This window comes from Pseudoxanthomonas wuyuanensis, from assembly GCF_900215535.1.
Taxonomy (GTDB): Bacteria; Pseudomonadota; Gammaproteobacteria; order Xanthomonadales; family Xanthomonadaceae; genus Pseudoxanthomonas_A; species Pseudoxanthomonas_A wuyuanensis.
In genome coordinates this window covers 180,208-203,111 of the sequence record NZ_OCND01000008.1, presented here as the reverse complement: position 1 = coordinate 203,111, position 22,904 = coordinate 180,208, and the positions used below count along the sequence as shown (strand labels likewise).

Below are 22,904 nucleotides of genomic sequence, written 5' to 3'. Positions count from 1 at the left end.
GATTGATGGCACGCCCCGGGGTGCCGAAGGGGCGCCGGGCATCTGCGCCCGTTGGCTGCCGGGTGCGACAATCGTCCGCGCCCACGATCCGGATTGCCCGTGACCCTGATCATCATCTGCCTGGTTGCGTTTCTTGCGTCCGGCCTGACGTTCTTCAGCGGCTTCGGGCTGGGGACCTTGCTGCTGCCGGCATTCGCCTTGTTCTTCCCGGTCGAGCACGCGGTGGCGCTGACTGGCGTCGTGCACTTCCTCAATGGCTTGTTCAAGCTAGGGCTGGTAGGGCGAAAGGCCGACAAGGGAGTGCTGATCCGGTTCGGAGTGCCGGCATTCGCCGCTTCGTTCGCCGGCGCGCTGGTCCTGACCCAACTGGCCGATGTGCCGCCGATCGCGTCGTACCCGATTCTTGGCAAGCTGGCGGTGGTGACTCCGGTCAAGCTGGCCATCGGTGGATTGCTGCTGGTGTTCGCAGGCCTTGAGGTCTCCGCGCGCTTCGGCAAGGTCGCGCTTCCTCCCAGATATCTTCCCGTTGGGGGCGTGCTGAGCGGTTTCTTCGGCGGCCTGGCCGGCATGCAGGGCGCGCTGCGCTCCGCATTCCTGGTGCGCGCGGGCCTGACCAAGGAGGCCTTCATCGGAACCAGCGTTGCCATTGCCGCGCTCATCGACCTCTCGCGGATTGGCGTGTACTCGGCAGAGCTGAGAAGCCAGGCCCATGAACTGGACTACGGGCTGTTGGCCGGGGCCGTACTGTCCGCGTTCGCCGGCGCATTCCTGGGAAACCGCTATCTCACCAAGCTCACGATGCGACATGTGCAACGCATCGTGGCCGCCCTTTTGGGCGTGGTGGGCCTGGGCTTGATCCTCGGAGTCCTCTGACCGGCCGCATTGCCGCAGCCGTCGCGGGCTCAAGGCGGTTGCGGCGGGTTTTTTCAACGGAACAGGCCAGAAGCCGACGCTGGCGCCACCCTGCTTGTCCCCGCGTCGGGAACCTCTACGTCGCCGGCATCGCGTCTGACCCAATCCACATGCCGCAAGCTCTCAACGGCGAAGCCGGTCAGCACCTGGCGGGTGTTCCGCCCAACGCTTGCTCAGCGCGCCAGCAGTCGCCTGCGCCCCACCGCAACGAAACTCGCCACGAACATCAGCACGGTGAACAGGGTCAGCCAGTCGAGCGGTGCAGGCGCCGCCGCGAAGCCGAGCTGGGCCAGCATCGCCCAACCGCCGCCGAGCGCCAGGACCAGGTAGAAGGCAAGATTGCCGGCCTCGTGCGACAGGGTGCGGTCCAGCTCGTCATTCAGTCGCCACACCGCAATTCCCAGCGCGACAAGGACGGCGATCAGGACCAGTGCGCCCGCCAGGGCTGCCACCGGGGACAGCACGCCTCCGGGCCCGGCAAGGCCAAGCAGGATCAGCAACAGGCCGCAAGCGGCCATCCAGACGAAGCTGAAAATGATCAACCGGCCACGTTCGCGCAGGTCGTTGCCAGCCATCGGGTCGTCGATGAGATCGGCGCCCGTGTGAGCACTCGCCGTGACCAGGATGCCAAGGATGGCGAAGAAGAGAAGAACCGCTCCCGTCACGGCGGCAACCCACTCCGAAGCGCCCAGGGTGCCCGCGCCGGCCACGGTGCCAAGGCCCCACATGACCAGCAGGCAGACGACGACGGCCGCCCCGTCCCGGATCAAGAAATTGCGCAGGGTCCGCAGGCTGACGGGCCGCTTCCGGCTGCTGAAGCCCACACACGCCATCGAGAACAGCAAGCCCAGGCCTACCAGCGCGGCGACCTCCTTCGAGCGGAACATCGCACTCACGCTGTCGTCGGACACGAGCGAGAAGACGCCCCACACGGCGAGCACATAGAAGAGCGCTCCCGCGGCGCTCCAGACCGCAAAGTTGCGCCATTGGGATGTGGACCTGTCAGTTGCCATGGCCGTCATTCCTCCACCGGGTTCCAGTGATCGATGAACAGCTCGGGCACGGGGACGCCGAACAGGCGCGCCATGCGCAGAGCCAACGGCAGGCTGGGATCGTACTTGTCGGTTTCGACCGCGTTGATGGTCTGCCGCGAGACGCCGAGCCGCCGGGCAAGCTCGCCCTGGCTCCAGCCCTTGGCTTCTCGCAGCGTCTTCAAACGATTTTCCAAGTCGGTTCTCCTGCCTGTAAAGAGATCTTTACAGGCAAGTTTCGCGCGTGTCAAGAGTTCTTTACAGCGATTCTCTGGTCCCGTGCCGTCTAGGGAAGGGTCGGGGTAGGCGCGGGGAGACCGTGCCGAAGGGCCCAAGGCTGGTTGTTGGCTTCACCAACGCAACCCCTTTGGGACGGCTGGCCGCGTGGGCACCCCGGCAAGGACGAAGAGCCCGCCGTACCGTAGGGCATGGATTCAAACGGATATTTACTCTGGCCCCATTGTTGCGCCGAGAGGCCAAGCGGTGGCTTCAGCACGGGATGGCTGTCGTTGTAGATCCCGCCGCTTGCAGGACGAAGTTCACTATTCGCGTTGCGACGCGGGCCCGATTGAATACTACATCTGCCAGCAGAAGCGCCACGCCTGCCAGGTAGACAGCATAAGTGAGCCCGACGTACTGACCGAACACGATGGTATGCAGCCAGTCCTGATTGAACAGATACAGGCCACCCGTCAGGGCAACTGCCCCTACCAAGACGACGGCAGGCAGCAACAGCTGCAAAGCGGCCCGGCGACGGACGAGCGTGACAAGCCCGAGCATGACGAATGCGACTGCGTTTGAAGCGGAAAAGATACGGAATTCCCGCATGAGGCTGGTTCCAACGGACGCGTAGGTGGACTCGATGAGGACCGCAAGCCTTGCCCGCACCTGGGTCAACGAAGCCAGACGCTCGCTCTCCGATCTTTCGGCGTACCCCGCTAGCCGCCTACGGCATTCACAGTCCGCATCGAGCATGTCTGCGACGACGTTTGCGACCTTGCGCGGCAGTTCTTCGCGGATTGCCCGTTGTGTGCGCTCAATGTCCGTATTGGTGCGTTTGAGCGCGCGTTGGGCAAGGCCGGTGACGCGGGAACTGGAGAGGTTGTCGATCTTCTCGCCAATCCTGCGCTCCACCTCGATTCGCATGACTTCCCGGGCGGCGCGCTCAATGAGCAGTGGGTTCAAGAACGATAGCGAAAACGCCCCGCCGAAGAGAAGAATGCCCGGCGCACTCAGGAGAAGAACGATGCGTCGCATGGGGTGCTCCTTCGCCACTCAACCAGGCTGCAAAGATACTGCCCGCTCACTGGATAGTTTGCGCTGCGAGTGCAGCCCAGTCGCGCTCGGGCTGGAATCCGATGCCTTCGATGAAAGCGGCAAGGCCGGAATATAAGGACCAGGGCGGGGTGGTGCGTGTGGCGCTCCACTTCACTTGACCGCACTGAAAGCAAATGTCCATGGTGCTCTCCAGATTGCCGCCGGCATAGAACATGACGGTATGGTGCGACTCGAAGATACACGCAGGAAACGCATCTTGGGTTTTCGGATCAAGCTGTTCGACGGTAGAGAGGAACAAGGCCTTCTGTTGCGAGCTCAGTTCACGGGTGCCGTACACGATTTCTTCGGGAACCAACGATTTGCCGGAGGTGACGTCATACGCGTCAAACTGGGATGAGTGCTCCGTAACGACAATGCGATCGGCGCGTTGAATCGCGTCGCTCAGTTCCGCAATGTACTCGCGGCCGTCGCGGTCATCGGCTTGGACTTTTGTCGCCGTTCCCGCACGCGGCTGGCACCCCGCCGCGGCGATAGCCATGAGTAGGACTGCGGCAATCTTTTTCATAGTTATAACGCCTGAGATATACGATCTATCAGCAACGGGGCCTGATGCCCAAGTTAAGCCGACCCGCAGCAAAGCGGCGACCGAGTGCGAATATAGCCGAAGGCCTACACTTTGGTGCCGCCCTGATGTGGGGCGGCTTGGACGAACTGTTGCGCCACCTCTACATATCCGATGACGGGATCCAATGGGCCAATAGGCGCGTGATCTACACGATCAAGTAGACATTGATCGCCGTGAACAGAGCGACGAACACGAACTTGGAAGCAGGCTGGGTCATGAGAGCTTCGGTTTGAATGAACGGTTGGACATCGGCGACCTAAACCCGAACGTTCCTGTGGGTCTTAAAGTCTGCCGAAGCACTGGAATAGGATCTGATCTCAGGACGGTCAAGCTTTGCACAAAGAAGTTCAGCTGCCTTTGCCTTGTCTGGCCCGGACCAGGCCGAAACTGGCGAAACAATGAATCGCTTGTCACGCCCCCGCAACACCAAGGTGCCTTGAGAGCCCAACTCGACCTCTCTTACATCTTGCCATCTGATCTCGAACTGACCGAAAAGACTGTTCTGCGCGATGCGACCCTCCGTAAGCTCGTAGGGACCGGCCGCCGCGAGAAGGTATATGCCGACTAGAACGAAGAAGCCAAAGATTGAAATCGGTCCATACTGCTGCGCCAAAAACGCGCCAACCGAACAGCCGGCAAAAAAGATGCTGCAGACGGCGCCGAGGATGCGATAACTCAGCAGGCTAACTACATATCGACCCTTCACCCACTTCCTCCCGATGGTTTAACGCCTGAACCAAGCTGTGCCGCGAAGCGGGTCGTGCTTGAATGCTGTCAAGGGGCGTCACTCTCAGCTGCCTGGGAGTCGAGTGCGCGCCGACGGAAACCGGTGCGTCGTGCTTTTAGCCCCCACAGCGAGTTCTCGCCACTGTGCACTCGTCAAGCGACCAGTCGCTTCGACGCCAGCAATACTCATTGTGAGAAATCTTTCGAATATCCCAGGTCACTGGAAGACCACTGTCATCAAAACGATCTTCTCCCACGAGTGTGACTCTGACTCGATCCTCCGTAGCTGACAAGATGCGATACTCCCATTTTGTTTTGAAGCTTTTGCCGTCAGAGTTGGTGCTGTCATTCGGGTAGGTAATATAGAGTTTGGATCTGAGCGGCGCGAAACGAACATTCATGGGCAGTACTGAGCAACTCTCAACGCCAGGCACCTCCCAGGTGCCATTTAGCCAAGCGATATTTTGTCTCTGATTCTCAGGAAGGCTTGCGCACGCGACCAGCGTGGAGAAAGAGAAGAGAAAGAGCAGCCGAAAAATTGTCATGTTGGCCCTAAACGTTTGAGTTGAGCAGCACGCAACGGCAGGGCGCCTTGCCGTTGCGTGTTCGCTCGAGCAAAGGGTCCGGCAGCACTGCAATAATTGGCCTCAGCACAGCTGCGCCTCCAGTAGCCATGCCTGAGAGCCAGCAAGGCTACGGAAACGTGCTTTGGCAATGGCTTCGCCCCGAGGTGGTATGGCCTCGGTCAACCCGCGCATGGCCCCAGGGCCAGATGGCGCGAGACCTGCCCTCGATGGCGGCTTCATCGAGGGGCGCACATCTTGAATGGGCTGCTGCCTCGGAAATCGGAGGCCACGGTCGTATGCCAGGATTGCAGGCAGTCTTCATCAATCTTCATCTCTTCAAATGCCCGGTCGCCGCTGCCACCGCTCCGCCGGACCCGCTGACCCATGACATCCACCCATGACTGAACGCGTCGCGCTGCCGAGGGATCAATCTTTTCAACGCAGGGGACAACCTGGCGTTGCACTTGCTCCATCAGGGCATTGCACTCGGGGCCATCTGAAAAGGTGGCAGGCGCAACCGCCCTGGCAGGGTGGGCAATCACTTCTGATTGCTCCGCAGGCTGATTAAGCCTCAACTCCCACACCCGCGCGGAATTCCCTTTCGTTCCACTTGAGACAGCAGCAAACTGGGCCTCAAAAGTGATCCGGTGAACCTGGTTTCCGCCATCGGCTTTGCAGTCGGCCACATAGATCACTTGGGCATCGGAGTGGCTGGCAGGTATTCTGTAGCTGTCGTCTGGCCATTTGACGTTTTGAACCGCCACCAGTTCACAATTTCTGGCCCGTGCGGCGTTGCGTATCTCTTGCTCGCTTGGCGGGTGATCCATTGGCTCGGGCGCTGCATTGTCCTGAACTCCAGATGCGGATCTTGACGCTTCTGATGTCGGCGAACGCGAGTCGCAAGCGCCGAGCAAGAGAACCAGAACACCGAAAGCCAGGGTTGCAGCGAAGCGAGGTGACATGGTTGTCCTTTTAGGGGGGCAATTCCAACAGCCAGCAGACTACGGCTCCAGAAGCTGGTGCAGTAGTTTGCGATGCGTATCTTTCATCCGCTCCACCTCTTCGGTGGCAGCGTCTCCAAACACCAACTTTGCGACACCCGCGTACACGAACGGGGTCATGGCGAACTGGAAATGTTCGGTGAGCGGACTACGCTTCATCCGGCCCGCCGCCACCTGCTCATCGATGATGGCCTGCCGTTCCGCCCGGGCGCTAACGTTGCCCTCGTGCCATTTCGCAAGGACGTCGGGAATGCGATGCCCTTCCGAGATCATCAGCCGCAAGATGGCCAAGGCTTCGGGCGTGAAGGATGCGTAGGTCGCATCGACCAGATTGTCGATGAATCCTGGAACGTCTTCCGCGTCCTCTATCTGGCGCCAGTTTCCTTGCGTCTTTCCCAGCGAGGACAGCGACCTGAGCAAGGTCTCGAAGATCTCGTCCTTACTGGAGAAATGAACGTAGACATTGGCTTTTGAAATGCCTACGCGCTGCGCGATCCGGGAAATGCTTGTGGCGGCAAAGCCCTGCGCGCTGAACTCAACCAGCGCCGCCTCCAGGATCTGCTTGCGGCGAATCTCCGGGGAGAGTCGCGTTCTTCTCTTCTTGTCGTTCGCCGTTTCAGGCTTCTTTTTTTCTTTTTTCGTCGTCATGACGTTGCCTTTATCGTTCGGGCCGTTCCGGTCTTGCCAGGCCAAGCCCGACAAGTCTGCAACGCGGCAAGCGACCTCACCAATCAGTGTAGCGGGTGCCGTCCGGGGCGGTCGTAGCGAACCGCTGCAGCGGCCGGATCCGGCTTCTGTCGTGTTTCTGCCAAGGACGCCAAAGGCCCTGCAGGCCGCAGAGCGAAAGCCTGAACGCCCAATTACCGCTCCCATTCCATCTAATGACCAATCGGTCATTATGGCGGTAGGATTTTACTGTCCGGTCGGTCATTAAGACGGTTCCACCCAATCCGCACCGGTGATCGAGCGGGAGTGGTCGCCTTGCCGCTAGGACAACCCCCACCAGCTTGCTGGCCCGTCAGTGGCCGGCCCTACCGAGGATTCAAAGATGCGTCATGAGGGATCTCACCATTTGTCGCCAAGTACACCGTCGCCGAGCACAGTTTTGGGATGGGCCGGAGTCCTTTCCATCGGACTGGCCGCTGCCCTGCCAGTCCGGGCCCAGGAGGTGGAGGCCCCGGAGACAGCTTCGCGATGGGGTATTGGACTGGGCGCCGCGGTAATCGATCGGCCCTATCGCGACTACGACGATGAAACGAAGGGAATCCCGATTCTCTACTTCGAGAACCGCTGGACGGAGATCAATGGGGGACGGTTCGATTTCAAGATCAACAGAAGCGAAGTACTGAACTTCCGCGTCAGGGCACGCTACACCCTGGATGGCTACGACCCCGACGAATCCGAATACCTGCAAGGCATGGAGGAACGCGACGACAGCGTATGGGCTGGCGGCGCCGTCGTCTGGAACAGCCCGTTTGCCGAACTCTCTGCCGAGTACCTGGTGGACGCCATGGACAAGAGCGCGGGCTCGCGCGGACGCATCCTGGCCGAGCGCCGCTTTGGCATGGGCCGCTTCGGCCTGACGCCACGCATAGCGGCCGAATGGGTCGACGACAAGTACGTCGCCTACTACTACGGCGTCCGCCCGGGGGAAGCCACGCTGGCCCGCCCGGCCTATGAAGGCGACGCCACGGTCAATGTCGAGGCAGGTCTCCGGCTCGACTACAGCCCCGCACAACGGCATACGTTCTTTCTGGATGTTGCCGCGACGGAATTCGGGGATGAGATCAAGCAAAGCCCGCTGGTCGACCAGTCCCGGCAGACCAGAATCTCCGCCGGCTATCTGTTCCGCTTCTGACACCGTACCGGTGATGCGCGCGTAGCTGTCCCATCCAATGGGCCAGCACGCGTGCGATTGCCTTCAGAAACCGGCTCAGACTCTGACCCCGTTTTCCCGCGTTTTCCGCAAGCCGTTGGACGCTCCAGCGGCTTCTCGCCAGCTCCCGGCATCGACCGGCTCGGATTCCTGGAGTTCCTCCGTTTTTACCAACGCGCTGGGAGGTTCTTGACGAAAACCAGCCGCCGCTTGTCGTCGCGTTTGATGAACCCGCCTTTCATCAATTCACCGATGACGTGGTTGACCATCTCGCGGGTGGCGCCTATGCGGTCGGCGATTTCCTGCTGCGTCATGCTGGCGGGCACGACGCGACTTTCACCCTCGGTAATGGCTACCTGATTAAGCAGGGCAGTAGTGCGTTCATACACGTCGTTGAGCACCAGGCTCTTTATCATGCCCGTGGTATGGCGCAGGCGCGCGACAAGACTTTGAATAAGGCACTTGGCAAAATCGGGATAAGCGGCAATCAGCGTCCAAATATGCGCTGCCTCGATAACCAGGCACTCGGACGCTGCCATCGTCTTCACCGAGGCCGACCGGGTGCCGCCATCGAGGAACATTTCGCCAAACAGCTCGCGTGGCTGCAGGATGTTGTAGACCACCTCGCGCCCATTCGAGTCGCGGGTGAACACCTTGAGCTGCCCCGATACCAGGATGAAAAGCGCATCGGAACTGGCGCCCTCGGCAATCACCATCTCGTTCCGGGCAAATGCTTGGGTAGTGCCCCTGGGCATCAACTCCGCCAGGAGGTCACTGGGAATCAGGACTGGCCTTGTATCCTGCATTTACTCCTGCCACGGGGAGAAACTTCACGGAGCCGAAGACCCGAGGGTAGCCAACTTCGGCCCCGCGCCCGGCATCTGCCAGCAGACTGCCAGACTAGCCGCTGGATGTGAACTATTTACGTTGTGCGGTGAATGGCGAAGGTGTTTGATCAGAAACCGGGGAGCCGTACACGGCTGCGGGGCAAAAATGGGGCAGAACGGGGACCGGTTCACCTGCCGCTCGGCAGGTCGTCTTGAGGGGAGGGCGCCTGATTCCGAAGCTTCTTGTGGGTAGCCAGGACCGCTGAGTAACCGCAACGAGACGCCATCTGGCAGACCCAGCCGGCATGCGTGGCTGACGACCAAGGAACGCCGCAATGGGCAAGCATACTGTTTTCTTCGTGCACGGAATGGGGAAGCACGACAAGACCTGGCACGACGCAGGCCTAAATGTTCTCAAGAGTTCCTACTCCGAATACGCGGCCTTCGCCAATCGGTCCCTGATGAACGACATCGAGGCCGTGCCAATTGTATACGACGATAAGATTGAGACGTGGCGTACACGCATGGCGGAAGACTTTTCGGGCTTCCGAAATGCATTTATGGGCGAACTGGATCCTGCGGAGGCCAAGGGCGAATCGCTAACGAAACAACTGGACCAAGTCGAGTCCTGGATCGGAGCCAGCGACAAGCCCGGTTTCGCCTGGTCCCACGCCGCCGATGTGCTGATCTACCGCTGGATGTCTACGCTGCGAATGGCCATAGACGTCAGCGTGGCCACGCAGATTACCGGCTACTTGGCAAAGCATGGGACCACGAAATGGTCGATCGTGGCGCATTCCCTTGGCACGTCGGTGACGCACAACGTCATCCACATGCTCTACACCAGCGGGACAGCCAACCAGCCTCCTCTGAACCCGGTGGAGACACGCCCACAAGTACTGATGATGGTGGCGAATGTATCGCGCGTGCTGCAGCGCCCGGGTGCAAAAGTCTATGAAACCCGGGTCAAACCCGGCCGTAGTTCAACTGGAGCGCTGTGTGGCTATTACCTCAATGCGAGGCACAAGTACGACCCGTTTGTCTATCCGAAACCTTTCAGTCCGGATCTCTGGCCGGAACCGGGCACCTACGCTTTCAATGGCTATCAGCACCTTCAGCCAGCCCACCTGCATTTTGACAAGGACGAGCTGATGCGGGTCCACGACCTTGACCACTATCTAAGGAATCCGCGCGTGCATGTGCCCTTGTTTCGCGCCCTGTTTGGGGACGAACTGATTCCAGACGAGGAGTTCATGAAGGCCAAGACCGCGTTCGATTCCTCGATTGTTTCTAGCAACCTGGACGCGACGAGATCCAAACTGGAGGCGATGCTCCCGGCATCCTCAGCAAACTGGCAGGCCTTGTTGACCATCATCAAACGCATCGGGATGTGAGGGGCCGCCCATGACCAGAACGTTGGTATTCGTACTGCTGATTACGTGCTCGGGACTGGGCTTGGCGCAGGACTGCGCCCTTCCAAAACCAAAGGGAAATCTGGCCACGTACTCCCAACTGCTGAGCATCCAGCGATTAGACGGGTGCTTTGGTGGAGAGAATGACGATAGCGAGATCGCAGGAAGCATCCGGAAATCCAAAGACGCTGTAGGAAAACTGGAGGAAGAGGTCCTGACCGCAGAGGATTACGCGGCTCTGCGTAACCAGGCTGCACAAGCGCTGATGGAACTCGCGAAATCCCTGAAACGTGAAGAGGATTCTGCGACAGATGAGTGGAAGCAGCGTATCCGTCTGGTCGCTGCCAGGTTGGAAAGCGCGGCCTCCCAGACGGCCCTGCCCGACAACCAGATCTTCAATGCTGAAGAATGGAAGCCTGATAGCGGCCTGGCGGTCCTGGACGGAGAACTGCGCGTCGGCGAACCCGTGGACGAGGATTGCAAAGCAGGCTATACCGACGCCTGCAAGAGCGCGCAACGCAGTGCTGGCGCAATTCTCCGTCATTCCCTTCTGGCTAATGACATGCTCGGTGAAGTCGTCCGAGTTGCGAGAATAGTACCGAAGTACAGAGACCTGAAAGTTCTGGATGACAAGTGGACTTATTACTTCGAGCACGGGCATTCGCAGTACCCATGGGAATTGTTCGTCAACCAGGCCATTTTCAGCCGGTCCAATGATTGCTCCAAAAGCGATGACGATGCCGGGCGCTCCAGTATCGGAAGCAATGCGAACTGCTTCGCTTCGCCGCCCAACGGACAGATCATTCTGTTTCACCTGGATGCTGCGCCGGAGTATGCCGGGTCCCGCAATGATGAGGGTTCTGAGTTTAATGCCGTCGCCTTGGTCGAAGTCATTGGCTACAAGTGGCTGAAGTATGCGGGCGATGGAAGTTCCGGGCGTACCTATGGTGGGTCGCTCATCGCGACAGTGTCGCCGGAGAGCAGCGGCAAGCGTGTGGGATGGGGGGCCATGGTCCACCTTACCGAGAAGTTTTCTGTCGGAATAGCGCGTCGCGACCTGGGACGGGATGGCGATGAGACCACTTGGCTGGTCAGTGCAGACCTGGGCAAGTTGCTCGACATGACTTCGCTGCAGGAGCGGCTGGATTTTCGGAAGCTGGCAAGAACCAATCCATAGGAACTACATCCGACTGGCGTCACATCTACCAACAGGTGGAGGAACTATGTGCAGAGATTCATCCTTCCTTACCCGTAAGAACGAGAACGTTGGCATCGGCCGTCACCTCGCGCGACGACTCGCGTGGTTGACGCTTGCGATGTGCTGGAGTGCGACCGCGCAACAGTACACGCCGCCCGTCCCCTCTTCGATGGACGCAAGCGAGGCGATGGAGCAGCAGGTCGTCGTCGCCCTGTCCGAGGAGGCGATGTTCCGCGGTACCGGGGTAGACGCGGCCACTCGCGCGGAGATAGTGGACAACTTGCGCGGAGCGAACGCCCGCGCCCTGACGATTGCGCAGTTCGACCCAGGTTTGGTCGAGCACCAGGTCCCCGGCGGCAGCGTGGTGCTTCCTCTGGACATGTCTGCACTCGCGCAACACATCATGGAGGTCCCGGGCGGCGGCCTCGCGGACACCTGCGCGCTCCCCGGCGTCAGTGTGGCGGAACTCGCGGCGATTGGGCGCCTATTGCGGCAACGTTTGGTGCAGTCAAGCGGAGATGCAGTCGGATTCGAGGCCAATACACCCAAGGACTGCCCGCTCAAACAGCTGCGCTACTACAGCAAATCTGCGCTCCTGATCGCGCCTTCGCCATGAACGCGCACGCCTACCCGCTCCCGCTGGCACCGTGGCGGCTCCTGCTGGTTCTGGTTCTTGTGGCCGCACCCGCCCTTGCCTCGCCGCCCTCCGTGCCGGCACACGATTCGCCCTTTGCACAGATCGCGAACGAGATCGAGCGCGAGACGCCTGCTGGATCAATACCGCCGCAGCTCCTGCTACAGGATCGCGAGGACCACGCAGCGTACCTGCGCTGGCAGCGAGAGTTCTCCCGCCAGAGTTGGGAGTGGCATCTCCGTTCGACAAAACTGCTGATGTACGTAGTTCTGGTCATTGTCTTCTTTGGACTGTTCATCACCTATTTGCAGTTCACCCATGATCGCCGCATGACGAAACGGCTAAGAAAAGCTGTCGGCGGCGCAGGTGCCGAGTTGGATGAGCTCCCAGCGGACAATGATCCGCCCGATAAGGCGGCCGACTCCTCCACCTTAAAGCTGGGACCGGCGGGACTGGAAATCACCTCGCAGGTCATAGGCCTTCTGGTACTTGGCTTCTCACTCGCGTTCTTCTACTTCTACGTGAAGGACGTCTACCCTATGCAGGAACTGGAACTGAAGCAGCAGGCGAAAACCGTGCCCGCGCCGTCTGCGGATACGTCGGAGTATAGGTAGTTTGCCAGTCGTGCTCCGCTTGCAGCGATTTTTGTGCGGAAAGCTTGCCTTGGCCTGATTTTCAAGGTGCGGATTCCACACCAGGGCCTCGACTGGAGTGATATGCAGTTTTATGGAATGGCTTCTGAACTATCGAACATGTGGATTGGCAGGACATGCCATCGCGCCACCAGAAACCGACAAAACAAAGCTGAGGTTGAAAATGAACTGCCGGGTATGCGGAAAGCCGCTCAACACAAGCCAGTGGTCGGAAGCGGGGGGCATGAAATCGTGCCCGCGCTGTTCCAAAGCGCATGGAGACAAGCACGTGTTCTACACGTTCCCGGACAGTTTTGGCGAAACGCCGGCGCGGGCGAGTGCGGCCCATCCTGACGGCCCGCAGAGCTACTGCGTCTCCTGCCGTGCGGGTCATGATCCTGACTTCAACGGGGCCACATACTGCGGCGAAGCCGCTCCTTAGAAACCAATGTTCGGCGCGTAAGAACGTAGGCTCGTTGGAAGAGAAAAAGCGTTCTTTGACCCCGGTTCTCTCGCTTGCCTTACAGCGTGCCGCCCCTTTCTGTCTTCTCCCTGCCTTCATTGCAGATCGACTGGAGCGGCACCGCCGCCGACATGCCGCAGGTGGCCAACCTGACCGCAATCTGGGACCCGAACGGCCCCGCCGGATCCAGGTGGGACTGCTGCAGCCAGCACACTTGGTGCGCGATCACTGGCTCATGCCTGCCCAACGGATTCCGTGCCCGTCGCAGGTTCCACTATGAGGCGCGCCCTACTTCGGCCCAAGCGTTCCCGAGATTGTCCTCCACAGGTTTGTCCTGCAGGCGAAACTGATGATAATCAGCAAAGAGTTCAAAGTCGTGGCGCGGCATGAGTGCGGTCAACGCCTTGGTTGAAGCCGCGCCGCGAAGCGGATTCGGCTCGAATGAACGAATGAACTGCTAGACCTTTGCTCGCTTGGCGCGAGATGCGAGCCGTCCTTTGCGGAGAAGACGCTCCGAGCGCATAACGTGCAGGATGAAAACCTTGTGCCCGTCGTAGCGGTAGAAGACGCGGCAGGGCGGCTCAACGATCTGGCGGTACCGGGAGCGTCCAAGCTCCTGCGGACGACTGCCGCTATCAGGGTGATCAGCCAGTTGCTCGACATGGCCAAAGATGCGTTTGACGAGGTCCGAGGCTGCCACCGGACTTTCCAGTGCGATGTAATCGGCAATGGCATCCAGATCGCTCAGTGCCGGCTCCGACCAGATTATTTCAACCATCGGGCGAGACGCTTCTTGGCCTGGGCGTGCGTGGCAACCCGACCCTCAGCAAGCGCTTGCTCTCCCCGAGCAATGCCCTCAAGGACGGCCATGCGCTGTTGCATAAGCTGATAGGTCTCAACGTCCACCAGGTAGGCGCTGGGCAGACCATGCTGAGTGATGAGAATCGGCTCCTTGTCCCGCTCGATGTCCGAGAGGAGCTCGGTGGCCTGACGCTTGAGGGTAGTGACGAGTTCGGTGCGCATGAAGTGACACTACAGTATCACTTTTGGCTGCGCAAGTGGGGGGTGCAAAGGTCTAACGCCGAGTAAGCCAAGCCGCGAAGCGGCTTCGACTGCTTAAGGGCCACTGTCCAGCACCCAGACATGCTCCGAGACTGATACCGACGTTATTCGACCGCTTGATTCTTTCTGGTCTTATGCCGCAGGGATCCGGCCAACAAGCTTTGCTTTGAAGCCCGGCACCCGATCTTTGCCGGCCCTCCGAATCCGGCCTGTGATTGACTGCGATTAGCTGTCCCATCTCGCCTGGCAGGCGCAACGTAAATAATTCACACCCCTCTTTGGGCCCTGTTCTTATTGGGGCCTCAACCGGCCACAGTGGACAGTCCGGGGTGGGCCGCGCCAATATGGGTGCCAGCCGGGGAGGTGACCATGACGATTCCAAAGGACCGCTTGGATCTGGAGGCGTTCGGCGCTTTTGCGCAGGATTGGCCGGCATGGCGGGAGGAGGCGGAGGATGTGCCTTCGGACATGCCGGATGCCGAACTGCTGGTATCGCTGACACGGCATCGGCCGACCTGGGAACTGTTGTTGACCTCGGTGGCCTATCTTCTTGCCGACCCTCGGAAGGAAGCCGAGAGCGACGCGTCGATGGACGAAGCCGAGATGCGCGGACGGATCACCGAACTGGCGGATGCGTTGGGTTCCCCCGCTGGAGAGCGTTCCGTACCTGGGTTTGCGGCCATCGCATCGCGGGTGGCAACGCTGCCGTATGCCGAGCTGCTGGCAGGCGCCCCGCGCTTGTTCTCCCTGTTGGAAGGGACTTCGGTGGCCGCTGTGCGGGGATTGATGCGGCACATCTATTGCAAGCAGCGCTATCCGAAAGGCGGGGCGCAATACCGTCAATGCCTGCTAAGCGGTAACTGACCTCGCCATGTGGGGCCGGCGCATGTTCTTCAGCGAAAACGGAAACGTCAAGGCGTGGCCGACCTGCCTTCTGGCGGCGGTTGCGGCTGCGTTCGCATCAATGGAATCGCCGTTCGGGTTCATCAGCTACCAGCCCGACCAGATACTCCGTTTGATGGTGCCCGTATCGGGGGTATTCGTCGCCCTGGCGCTGCCAGCGGCGCAGCTTGCCCAGTCGGTCAAGGAGCGGCTGTTTGGCGAGGCGATAGACCTGCTCAGCAGTCAGCAAGGCGATGTCGAAGGCGTACGCAAGACGCTTCGGACGGTGACGGTCCAGTACAGGCAAGCGCTGGAGACGATGCGCTTGATGATCTACCTGAGTCTTGCATCGTTCCTGACTGGCTTGGCGGGGCTGTTCGAGGTCGCGTCCCGCATACCGGCGGTCGGCCCGCTGGACAGCGCCAGCTTCATCGCCTGCCTGTCCGTATCGTTGCTGGTCGCGGCGGTGCTGTGGTTGGTGCCCATCATCCAATCCAGTTCGGATCTGAGCATGGCGGACGAGACCATCGGACTTTTGCAGGACCCGCCAGTGCCGGAGCCGCCGCCCGCACCGGGCGGGTAGGTGGCTGGTGAATGGTTAAACAGGACAGGTCATTTCCATCAGGCAGGTCAGCACGACGCCGTTGCAGGCTCCCAAGCCGCCGCATCAGCGCTCAAGAAACCCGGGAGTGACTATGCCAAGGCATCAGAGAAGACGACCCGCAGATCATCAGAACGTCAGCAAACCGCCCTGACCGTGTTGTCTCCACGGGGGTGAACAAGCTCCGTATCCTTCTAGTCGCTGCTGTACCGATTGCGCCAGTCCATTGGCGATGCCGCATCGATCATTCGTTCGGCTTCGCGCCGCGCCGCTTCGTTGGCAACACGCAGTCGCTCGTTCCGGTCCCATTGTTGGTAAGCGCGTTTCCGCTGTTTGCTGTCGATAGTTTTCTGCTCACGACCGGTCCGCTGCGATTTCGTAGCGCGAGTGCCTTCGGCCTCGCTGGATACGTTGGCGGCGTTGTCATCCAGCAGGTTTACCTGGTCGCTTCTACTGTGCATTGCCATATTTCTACTGACCGGATGCGATGGAGTGGGTGGTTCGGGCGGTGCGGGCGGAATGGCGGGAAGAGGCGCAGGCGGAACCTGAGGCCGTGGAGGTATGGGCGGTGCGGGAGGCGTGGGAGGTGCCGGCGCGAATGCAGGAGTCCGCCCCTCCGCTTGAGCCGCCTGGGCGGTGGCGTGATTGGGCATTACGCCGAATAGTGCAACCGTGACCGTCAGCACCCGCACACTGGCGCGCAGAGGCGAAGTGTTTCGCTGCAACATGAGCGGCCTCCGTTGGAGAAAACGGGAGTGGGAAATAGCCAATGGGGAACAGGGAACGGTTGCCCACCCGCCCAGCAGCGCACCAACTTTCAGCGAAGAAGATCGATTACTTCGAAATCCCTATGGCAGGAATTGGAACCCAAACGTCGGGGAAACGTCTTTCTTCGTAACCCGTTGCGCCAACCCATTCGCGATGGCCGCCTCTATCAAGCGATCGGCTTCGCGTTGGGCCGCTTCACCGGCGAGGTGTTGCTTCTCGCCCAGAGCCTGCTGCTGGCGGCCGAGTTCCTGTTGCTTGTCCCCAAGGGCTTGTTGTTCACGCCCAAGCTGTTCCTGCTGGTCCCCCAACGCCGCCAAACGCCGCTCCACGGCAGACACCTCGGCCTTGGCGGCATCGGAGCCGGTGTTCACGCTGCGCATGACGGCGGCGGCCAACTGGACGGAGAGTTCGCCCTGCAATGCGCCGAGTTGACCTTGCTGCGTACCCAGTTCGCCCTGTTCCGCGCCCAATTCACCCTGCTTTGCGCCAAGCCGGCCTTGTTCTTCCCCCAGTTTCGCCACCGGCGCATAAGCCGCTTGCAGGCGGCGCAGGGTGGCCATGTCGCGCACCACGTAGGTGTTGCCATCCTTCCGCACCCATAATAACGCCTCGCCGTTGCGCTGCTGCGACTTCGCGGCGCGAAGATCATCGCTGTTGCCAACGGTGTGGGTGGTATCGCCGTCGATCAGCACGTGCGCGTAGTCGCCATCGCTATGCATCCAGCTACCTTTGCTGACCAGAGGCGGCGCGGGTGCGGATGGGGCGGCGGGTACCGCCGCCGCCGCGATAGAAGGAGCCGGTGGCGCCGCGGGAGGTGCATGTGCCGCCGGGGGGGCAGGAACGATGCCGGGAGCGGCCATCGCCTGCGAAGCGGTCATCACGATGGGAATTTCCATCGGCACCGGCACGGGTACCGGCACCGGAAACGCGGCAGGTGCGGAATCGGCAGCGGGCGCAACGGGTTGGGCCGCCTGGGCGGTGAGCCGGTAGGGCACCACTCCGAATATCGCCACGGCGATCGTCAGTGCCAATGCGCTGGTGCGCAGAGGCGAAGCGCTTCGCTGCAACATCAGCAGCCTCCGCTTGAGCATGAGGAAGGTGGGAGAGGCGCTGGCCAGCCCGCCGCTGGGGCGGGTTGCAACGCCCAGCCGCAGCAGCAGGCGTCCATAGTCGCCCGCGCAATGGGGATTGCCGGCAAGCACGGCGGCATCGCAGGCGGCTTCGCGGGCAAAGGCATATTCGCGCGCGGCCAGATGCGCCAGCGGATGGAAGAAGAACAGGTGCTGCGCCAGTGCCGGCAGCAGGCCCCACCACAAATCGCCGCGCTGCAGATGCGTCAGCTCGTGGGTGAGCGCCATGTCCAGTTCGTCGGCATCCAGCGACGGCAGCCGATGGGCCGGCAGCATCAGCACCGGCGACCACGGACCGATCAGCTGCGGGGACCCGATGGCGTGCGACAGGCGCAGCCTGGGTGCCGTACGCAGGCCGTGCGCCTCGGCGGCTAGATTCAATGCCTGTATCAGCGCCGCATCGCGGCATGGCACCGACTCCCGCAGCAGGCGCCGTGTTGCCAGGTAGCCCAGCAGGGTGCGCGTAATCATCAGGCCAAGGCCCAACAGCCATAGCACCGACAACGCCAACGGCCACGACCAGGCAGAGGCCAGCGGAACCAGCGCGGACGGCAGGGACGATGCTTGCGGGAAAGAAGGCGGCACCGCCGCGGCGTTCGTCGCAATCGTTGCCGCCAGCGGCTGCGATGGAACAAACAACGTTTGCGTTTCCGGCGCGGCCGAAAGCAGCGGCAACGCCAGCGGACTGGCCCACAGCACACCCACGACCAGCTGCAGCGCCACCAGCCACCACAGCCAGCAACGCGCCGTTGCCGGTAGACGCGGCAGCAAACGGCACAATGCCCAGACCACCGCCACAAGCAGGGTCGACTGCACGCTGGCGGCAAACAGGCGCGGCAGCAGGATTTCGCCGACGTATTCGAGCGCCATGTCAGCTCTCCTTGCGCTTGGATTGCAGCGTGGCGACCAACGCTTCCAATTCCGCCAGTTCGTCTTCGCTGACCTCGGTACGCTCGGACATCCAGGCCACAAAGGGCGACACCGAACCCTGCAAGGTCTTCTCGACAAAACTGCCGACCGCGCTGCGCATCACATCGTCGGCACGCGCAGCCGGGGCATAGCGGTAGACCCCATTCACCTGGCGGCGCCGCAGATAGGCCTTGGCGCGCAAGCGCTCCATCATGGTCAGCACCGTGGAGCGGGCCAGGCCGCGCGATTGGGCGAAAGCCGCGGCCACCTCACCCACCGACGCCTCGCCGTGCTCGGACACGTACTGGAGCAGCGCCAGCTCCTGATCGCCAATGGATTTTCGCGACTTGGCCATACCCACCTCATGACTACACCTGTAGGCAACATGCCTCATGGCTACAACTGTAGTCAACCCTGCCGGAAGTCATTCCGCCAGCCTGCCGACGAACGGTAGGGATCGGGCCGCCCGCCCGGCCATGGAACCCGCTGCGGTAATGCCGAAAGAGCGCCCGTACGCACCAATGGCTGGCATTCCGTAGGAGCGGCATCCCGCCGCGAGCCCCAAAGACGATGATCCCGCCGCACTGCAGGGCAGGGATTCAAACGGATATTTCCCCTGGCTCCTATGTTGCTGCGCCAGGTTCGCTTTTAACCGTTGGCCAACCTGAACCCGTTCTTCTTCTGAGTGTTCTTCTTGAGCAACGGTTATGAGAATGGCGGAGGTATCAGCACCCCGATACGCTGGTGGCCAATTTTCGGATCTCCGGAGAAACGGAGCGTCATTCCTTGGGGAGGTTGACGTCCATGAAGACCCTGCTCTGCTAATGCCATGATGCTTATGGCACGTGCGCGCTGTTGGACGACGGACGTTTTCAACCAAGGGCGGAAGCGGGTATTCAATGCCTGCATATCGTGGTGTGTCTCGCGCCAATAATCGCCTTGGTCGCGATAGTCCTGGGTGACACAAAATAAGCCGGTTTTCCCGGTGCCCATGTCTGTGTGATGTACCGCGTCAGTCAATGCGGCAAGCTTCGCGTCGGCGGTAAGTATCCAAGTGTCCAAGCGTTCGCCCTGGAGACCCTTGTAATCGCTCAATAGTGCGGAATTGAGCAAGAACAAGTCGAAGGCTCCATTGAGAGCAGCCTTGTCTAGCTGGGAAGCTGTCGTAGGCCACCTCTGCGAAAGCTTCTGGCGCTTAGTGAAGTTGAGGAGGATTCTGCTCCATGTCGGGTATAACGAGCCTTCCTCGACTGGCTCAGGTGCGAACGCGAACCTGGCAATAGTGATCTCCCTGATCGAAATAACGTCGATCAGACGTCGGTAAAGACGCAGGAAGTGGCGGAATCTTGCCAGTGGTGAGGCGCTGGGAAGATCACGAGCGACCACCAGCATCAGCAGCAGCGCGCAGTACGGTGGCGCCAGGACGCACTGGAGTTCGGCTTCAAGCTCGCGAAATCCTCGCGTCAGGATGCCAACTATCATTTGGCTCACGTCATGCTCCGGATGCGCATCGACCCAGTGCAACCCGAACCTACTGCTGAACGAATCCAAGGAGGCCACACCAGGTCCCGCGCTGTCGTTCCGCATTTCGTTGAGCCCGAAGAACGGACTTATGTGATATCTCAGTCCGTTCTCGGAACAGGAACGCAGGAAGCTCGTTAGTGGTTGCAAACGATCCCTGGCTCTAGTTGCCTTCTGAGAATCCTGGGAGTCTGCGGCATCAATCATGTCGATAACCACATTGCTGTCGGGCACCAACTGCGTTGATACATTCTTCTCCTGGTTAGCGCGCAGGCGCTCTAATGTGAGCTCTGGTACTACCCCTGGCGGTCTGGATGCCTTGATGCATGCGATCTTTCCGAATGTTGCTGGCATGAAGTTCCCTCTGCGCTCTTGCCCGGCATGTTGGCGGTTCTTGGTAAGAATGGTGGAGCCAGGCCGATCCATCTGGTTCGGGTGAATTACGCAAAGAGAAGGAGGTCTCTAGTCGTGAGATAGGAATTGAATCTAGCCTGCGGTGGAATTTGTACCTGAGCAGATTCGCATGCGCGGGGCTTCGGGTCAGTAGGTATATTCCTGACAGTGAATGACTTCCATCATAGTGGGGTTCCAATGGAAATCAGGGGGCTAGGCTCACTTTCCGGTTGCAGCTGGCAGCTTTCGAGGGTGGTGAGCGGTACGGAAGCCTGAACTCCAGGGTCAGATCCACCTCTTCGTCCGCGCTTTGAGCGTCAAACCTGAACTCGACCTAGCTACAATCCAATCATCCTCGGACCAGCTACGTCATGCGATATTGGTGGGTCAACCAGAAGCAGACGTACCGACACGAAGTGCCGGGCGGCTACATGTGGTCGCCGAAGCGCAAGGCCAATGGTCATAGCAATGCCTTCTACGACTTCATGCGTGAAGTCGCGCCAAGCGATGTGGTCTTTTCGTACGCAGACGGCCTCGTCAAGGCTATTGGGATCGCTGCTTCCCACGCCTATGAAGCGCCCAAGCCGCTGGCATTTGGCCTGTCAGGCGCGTACTGGGACAAGATCGGGTGGCGGGTGGATGTCCGGTTCGTAGAACTGCGGGGGCCGGTAAAGCCTGCTGACCACATGGCGCTATTGGCGCCAGAGCTTCCAAAGCGATATGCACCCCTGCAATCCAACGGTCATGGCTTGCAGAGCGTCTACCTTACCTCGGTATCTGACAGATTCGCTGTTACGCTGGTGGACATCATTGGGCGAGAAGCTCGAAATATCGTGCAAGCCAGCCGTGTCGCCGACGCGGTGCAGCCGTCCATCGCCGTGGGGTTGCTCGAATGGGAAGAGCACGAGCTACAGGTGGTAACACAAGATTCCACAGTTCCGGAGACAACCAGGAAGGCAATTGTGATGGCGCGTCGGGGGCAGGGATTGTTCAAACAGAACGTCCGGAAGCTGGAACATGCCTGTCGCGTTACCCGTGTGGACCGAATCGAACACCTGCGCGCGAGCCACTGTAAGCCATGGCGCGACTCGACCAACGACGAAAGGTTGGATGGCGAGAACGGATTGTTGCTCACCCCTAGCATCGATCATCTGTTCGACCGTGGATTCATAAGTTTCCAGAACGACGGCAGAGTACTGGTTTCCCCCGTTGCCCATGGTGAATCACTACGCCGTATGGGCATTGACCCGGATGTCGCAATCAATGTCGGCTCCTTCTCTGAGGGCCAGCGTAAATTTCTGGACTTCCATCGGGAAAGCGTATTTCTGGAAACGAAGTTCAAGCTGGAGCGCTAGCTTCAGAGTTCACTTACGTCCGTAGCTGCGGCTGCTTGATGGTCTATTCCCCGGAACTGGGCGCGCGAGGTGCAGCGTCAGCGTTTGTGTTTGCCCTGGCGCTTGAAGTCTTTGATCAGCTGCGCGAGTTCGTCGTCCTCTGCATAGAAGTAAGCCTCCGGCTGGCCGAGGACCTTGGCCAGCCGCTGCAGCGTCAGCAGGTCGGGTTGGTGTACGCCTGTTTCGTAGCGATTGACGCGTGTGCTGGCAACGAATTCATCCAACCCCGCCTGGATTCCCAACGTTCGTTGAGAGATGCCAAGAGCTTCCCGCGCCTCACGCAGTCGGCGGCTATAGACGGGAAGCGACTTTTTATCGACCACGCTTGCATGTATCCCGGACTTCCATATGGGGAAGCTTCCGGATGCGCGTGTCATTGCGATACTACGTTAAACGTAGTCTCTGATTGCCCGGTCAAGCGATTTGGCGTCGCACTACGCGTGGCTCATAAACGACAACGGAGCGCTCCGTTGGTTGGTATCTACGAGCCTCGCTTCCCCTTCCCCTTTCCCTTTCCCTTTCCCTTCTTCTTAATCTCGATAGGCCTCAGCCCGGGCTCGTCTCTGCGCCCGAAGTTGGAGATCAGTTGCGCTAGCTCGTCATTTTCGGCGTAGAAGTAGGCCAGCGGTTTCTGCAGGGCTCGTGCCAGCAATCTCTGCAGACCCAGCTTGGGTTGGTGGATGCCGTTTTCGTAACGGCTGAGACGGCCGCTGGCGCCGGATGGATCCAGGCCGACTGCGACCCCCAAGTCTTCCAACGAGATGCCAATGCTCTCCCGCGCCTCGCGTAGACGACGTCCATAGATAGCAACCTGTTCCTTGTCAGCCATATCGCATACCCGGAAATCCGACTATGCGGAAGCATCCGGGCGGGAACTTGACTCGGATACTACGTTAAACGTAGTATTTCGGTTAGCTACGTTTAACGTAGTTTTGATCCCTTTTTCCGTCGGTTCCGAACAGGGGCAATTGAGCCGGAAGTGACGCGGGGAAAAAGGGCAAACCGCTACATCTAACGCTAGCGGCGCGGCGTGTTGCTGGGGTGCGTCCAAGCAACTGCTGCT

General features: G+C 60.3%; 25 protein-coding genes. 9 read left to right on the top strand and 16 right to left on the bottom strand.

Going from position 1 to position 22,904, the window contains the following annotated elements; all coding sequences use genetic code 11:
* Positions 1-99 precede the first annotated feature (99 nt).
* Entirely contained in the window at positions 100-873 is a 774-nt protein-coding gene (locus CRO39_RS16120; protein ID WP_097122971.1) for a sulfite exporter TauE/SafE family protein, read from the top strand.
* Positions 874-1,085: 212 nt separating this feature from the next.
* Here the strand turns inward: CRO39_RS16120 and CRO39_RS16115 are convergent, their stop codons facing one another.
* The 7 genes from CRO39_RS16115 to CRO39_RS16090 form a co-directional block, all read right to left on the bottom strand.
* The gene (locus CRO39_RS16115; RefSeq protein WP_141400841.1) at positions 1,086-1,925 is read right to left on the bottom strand and encodes a hypothetical protein; all 840 of its coding nucleotides are present in this window, start codon (positions 1,923-1,925) and stop codon (positions 1,086-1,088) included.
* 5 nt (positions 1,926-1,930) lie between these two features.
* Entirely contained in the window at positions 1,931-2,140 is a 210-nt protein-coding gene (locus CRO39_RS16110) for a helix-turn-helix transcriptional regulator (RefSeq protein WP_097122969.1), read from the bottom strand.
* Positions 2,141-2,432: 292 nt separating this feature from the next.
* A complete protein-coding gene (locus CRO39_RS16105) occupies positions 2,433-3,200 on the bottom strand; it encodes a hypothetical protein (protein WP_097122968.1) in 768 nt (255 codons plus the stop codon).
* A 46-nt stretch (positions 3,201-3,246) separates the two neighbouring features.
* Positions 3,247-3,786, bottom strand: a complete 540-nt coding sequence (locus CRO39_RS16100; RefSeq protein WP_097122967.1) for a hypothetical protein — start codon at positions 3,784-3,786, stop codon at positions 3,247-3,249.
* A 316-nt stretch (positions 3,787-4,102) separates the two neighbouring features.
* Complete coding sequence (locus tag CRO39_RS16095; protein ID WP_097122966.1) at positions 4,103-4,552, bottom strand: hypothetical protein; 450 nt, start codon at positions 4,550-4,552, stop codon at positions 4,103-4,105.
* An 822-nt stretch (positions 4,553-5,374) separates the two neighbouring features.
* Positions 5,375-6,100 (bottom strand): hypothetical protein, encoded by a 726-nt coding sequence (locus CRO39_RS20605; RefSeq protein ID WP_141400840.1) that lies wholly within the window; start codon positions 6,098-6,100, stop codon positions 5,375-5,377.
* A 39-nt stretch (positions 6,101-6,139) separates the two neighbouring features.
* Positions 6,140-6,832: a TetR/AcrR family transcriptional regulator gene (locus CRO39_RS16090; protein WP_217991847.1), complete on the bottom strand. Its 693-nt coding sequence runs from the start codon at positions 6,830-6,832 to the stop codon at positions 6,140-6,142.
* A gap of 412 nt (positions 6,833-7,244) precedes the next feature.
* Between CRO39_RS16090 and CRO39_RS16085 the strand changes: the two genes are divergently transcribed.
* Positions 7,245-7,997 (top strand): MipA/OmpV family protein, encoded by a 753-nt coding sequence (locus tag CRO39_RS16085; protein ID WP_162125723.1) that lies wholly within the window; start codon positions 7,245-7,247, stop codon positions 7,995-7,997.
* A gap of 185 nt (positions 7,998-8,182) precedes the next feature.
* On the opposite strand, the gene CRO39_RS16080 is transcribed toward CRO39_RS16085, so the two are convergent.
* A complete protein-coding gene (locus CRO39_RS16080; RefSeq protein WP_274382254.1) occupies positions 8,183-8,770 on the bottom strand; it encodes a Crp/Fnr family transcriptional regulator in 588 nt (195 codons plus the stop codon).
* Between the two features lie 407 nt (positions 8,771-9,177).
* On the opposite strand from CRO39_RS16080, the gene CRO39_RS16075 reads away from it, so the two are divergent.
* The 4 genes from CRO39_RS16075 to CRO39_RS16055 all read left to right on the top strand — a co-directional run bounded on the left by CRO39_RS16075 (position 9,178) and on the right by CRO39_RS16055 (position 12,700).
* Positions 9,178-10,236, top strand: coding sequence for a hypothetical protein (locus tag CRO39_RS16075; protein WP_097122963.1), 1,059 nt, complete (start codon positions 9,178-9,180; stop codon positions 10,234-10,236).
* Positions 10,237-10,246: 10 nt separating this feature from the next.
* Positions 10,247-11,431 carry a hypothetical protein gene (locus CRO39_RS20600; RefSeq protein WP_141400839.1) on the top strand — a complete coding sequence of 395 codons (1,185 nt, stop codon included), beginning with the start codon at positions 10,247-10,249 and terminating at the stop codon, positions 11,429-11,431.
* A 127-nt stretch (positions 11,432-11,558) separates the two neighbouring features.
* Positions 11,559-12,068, top strand: a complete 510-nt coding sequence (locus tag CRO39_RS16060; RefSeq protein ID WP_141400838.1) for a hypothetical protein — start codon at positions 11,559-11,561, stop codon at positions 12,066-12,068.
* Positions 12,065-12,700, top strand: a complete 636-nt coding sequence (locus CRO39_RS16055) for a hypothetical protein (RefSeq protein ID WP_097122959.1) — start codon at positions 12,065-12,067, stop codon at positions 12,698-12,700. The genes CRO39_RS16060 and CRO39_RS16055 overlap by 4 nt, the downstream gene beginning before the upstream one ends.
* Positions 12,701-13,638: 938 nt before the next feature.
* Here CRO39_RS16055 and CRO39_RS16045 read toward each other — a convergent pair.
* Positions 13,639-13,959: a type II toxin-antitoxin system RelE/ParE family toxin gene (locus CRO39_RS16045; RefSeq protein ID WP_097123013.1), complete on the bottom strand. Its 321-nt coding sequence runs from the start codon at positions 13,957-13,959 to the stop codon at positions 13,639-13,641.
* Positions 13,947-14,204, bottom strand: a complete 258-nt coding sequence (locus CRO39_RS16040) for a type II toxin-antitoxin system Phd/YefM family antitoxin (RefSeq protein WP_097122957.1) — start codon at positions 14,202-14,204, stop codon at positions 13,947-13,949. The genes CRO39_RS16045 and CRO39_RS16040 overlap by 13 nt, the downstream gene beginning before the upstream one ends.
* A 408-nt stretch (positions 14,205-14,612) precedes the next feature.
* Between CRO39_RS16040 and CRO39_RS16035 the strand changes: the two genes are divergently transcribed.
* Both CRO39_RS16035 and CRO39_RS16030 read left to right on the top strand, forming a co-directional pair.
* Positions 14,613-15,107, top strand: a complete 495-nt coding sequence (locus CRO39_RS16035) for a hypothetical protein (protein WP_141400837.1) — start codon at positions 14,613-14,615, stop codon at positions 15,105-15,107.
* Between the two features lie 22 nt (positions 15,108-15,129).
* Positions 15,130-15,708 (top strand): hypothetical protein, encoded by a 579-nt coding sequence (locus tag CRO39_RS16030; RefSeq protein WP_141400836.1) that lies wholly within the window; start codon positions 15,130-15,132, stop codon positions 15,706-15,708.
* Positions 15,709-15,920: 212 nt separating this feature from the next.
* Here the strand turns inward: CRO39_RS16030 and CRO39_RS16025 are convergent, their stop codons facing one another.
* The 4 genes from CRO39_RS16025 to CRO39_RS16010 form a co-directional block, all read right to left on the bottom strand.
* Positions 15,921-16,187, bottom strand: a complete 267-nt coding sequence (locus tag CRO39_RS16025; protein WP_097122954.1) for a hypothetical protein — start codon at positions 16,185-16,187, stop codon at positions 15,921-15,923.
* Between the two features lie 387 nt (positions 16,188-16,574).
* Positions 16,575-18,494, bottom strand: a complete 1,920-nt coding sequence (locus tag CRO39_RS16020; RefSeq protein WP_097122953.1) for a M56 family metallopeptidase — start codon at positions 18,492-18,494, stop codon at positions 16,575-16,577.
* 1 nt (position 18,495) lies between these two features.
* The gene (locus CRO39_RS16015) at positions 18,496-18,888 is read right to left on the bottom strand and encodes a BlaI/MecI/CopY family transcriptional regulator (protein WP_097122952.1); all 393 of its coding nucleotides are present in this window, start codon (positions 18,886-18,888) and stop codon (positions 18,496-18,498) included.
* 350 nt (positions 18,889-19,238) lie between these two features.
* Complete coding sequence (locus tag CRO39_RS16010; protein WP_141400835.1) at positions 19,239-20,408, bottom strand: hypothetical protein; 1,170 nt, start codon at positions 20,406-20,408, stop codon at positions 19,239-19,241.
* Positions 20,409-20,818: 410 nt separating this feature from the next.
* On the opposite strand from CRO39_RS16010, the gene CRO39_RS16005 reads away from it, so the two are divergent.
* Entirely contained in the window at positions 20,819-21,802 is a 984-nt protein-coding gene (locus tag CRO39_RS16005; RefSeq protein WP_097122950.1) for an HNH endonuclease, read from the top strand.
* Positions 21,803-21,879: 77 nt separating this feature from the next.
* On the opposite strand, the gene CRO39_RS16000 is transcribed toward CRO39_RS16005, so the two are convergent.
* On the bottom strand, positions 21,880-22,164 hold the full coding sequence (locus CRO39_RS16000; protein ID WP_238394564.1) for a helix-turn-helix domain-containing protein: 285 nt from the start codon (positions 22,162-22,164) through the stop codon (positions 21,880-21,882).
* Between the two features lie 158 nt (positions 22,165-22,322).
* Entirely contained in the window at positions 22,323-22,670 is a 348-nt protein-coding gene (locus tag CRO39_RS15995; protein WP_097122948.1) for a helix-turn-helix domain-containing protein, read from the bottom strand.
* Between the last annotated feature and the right edge of the window lie 234 nt (positions 22,671-22,904).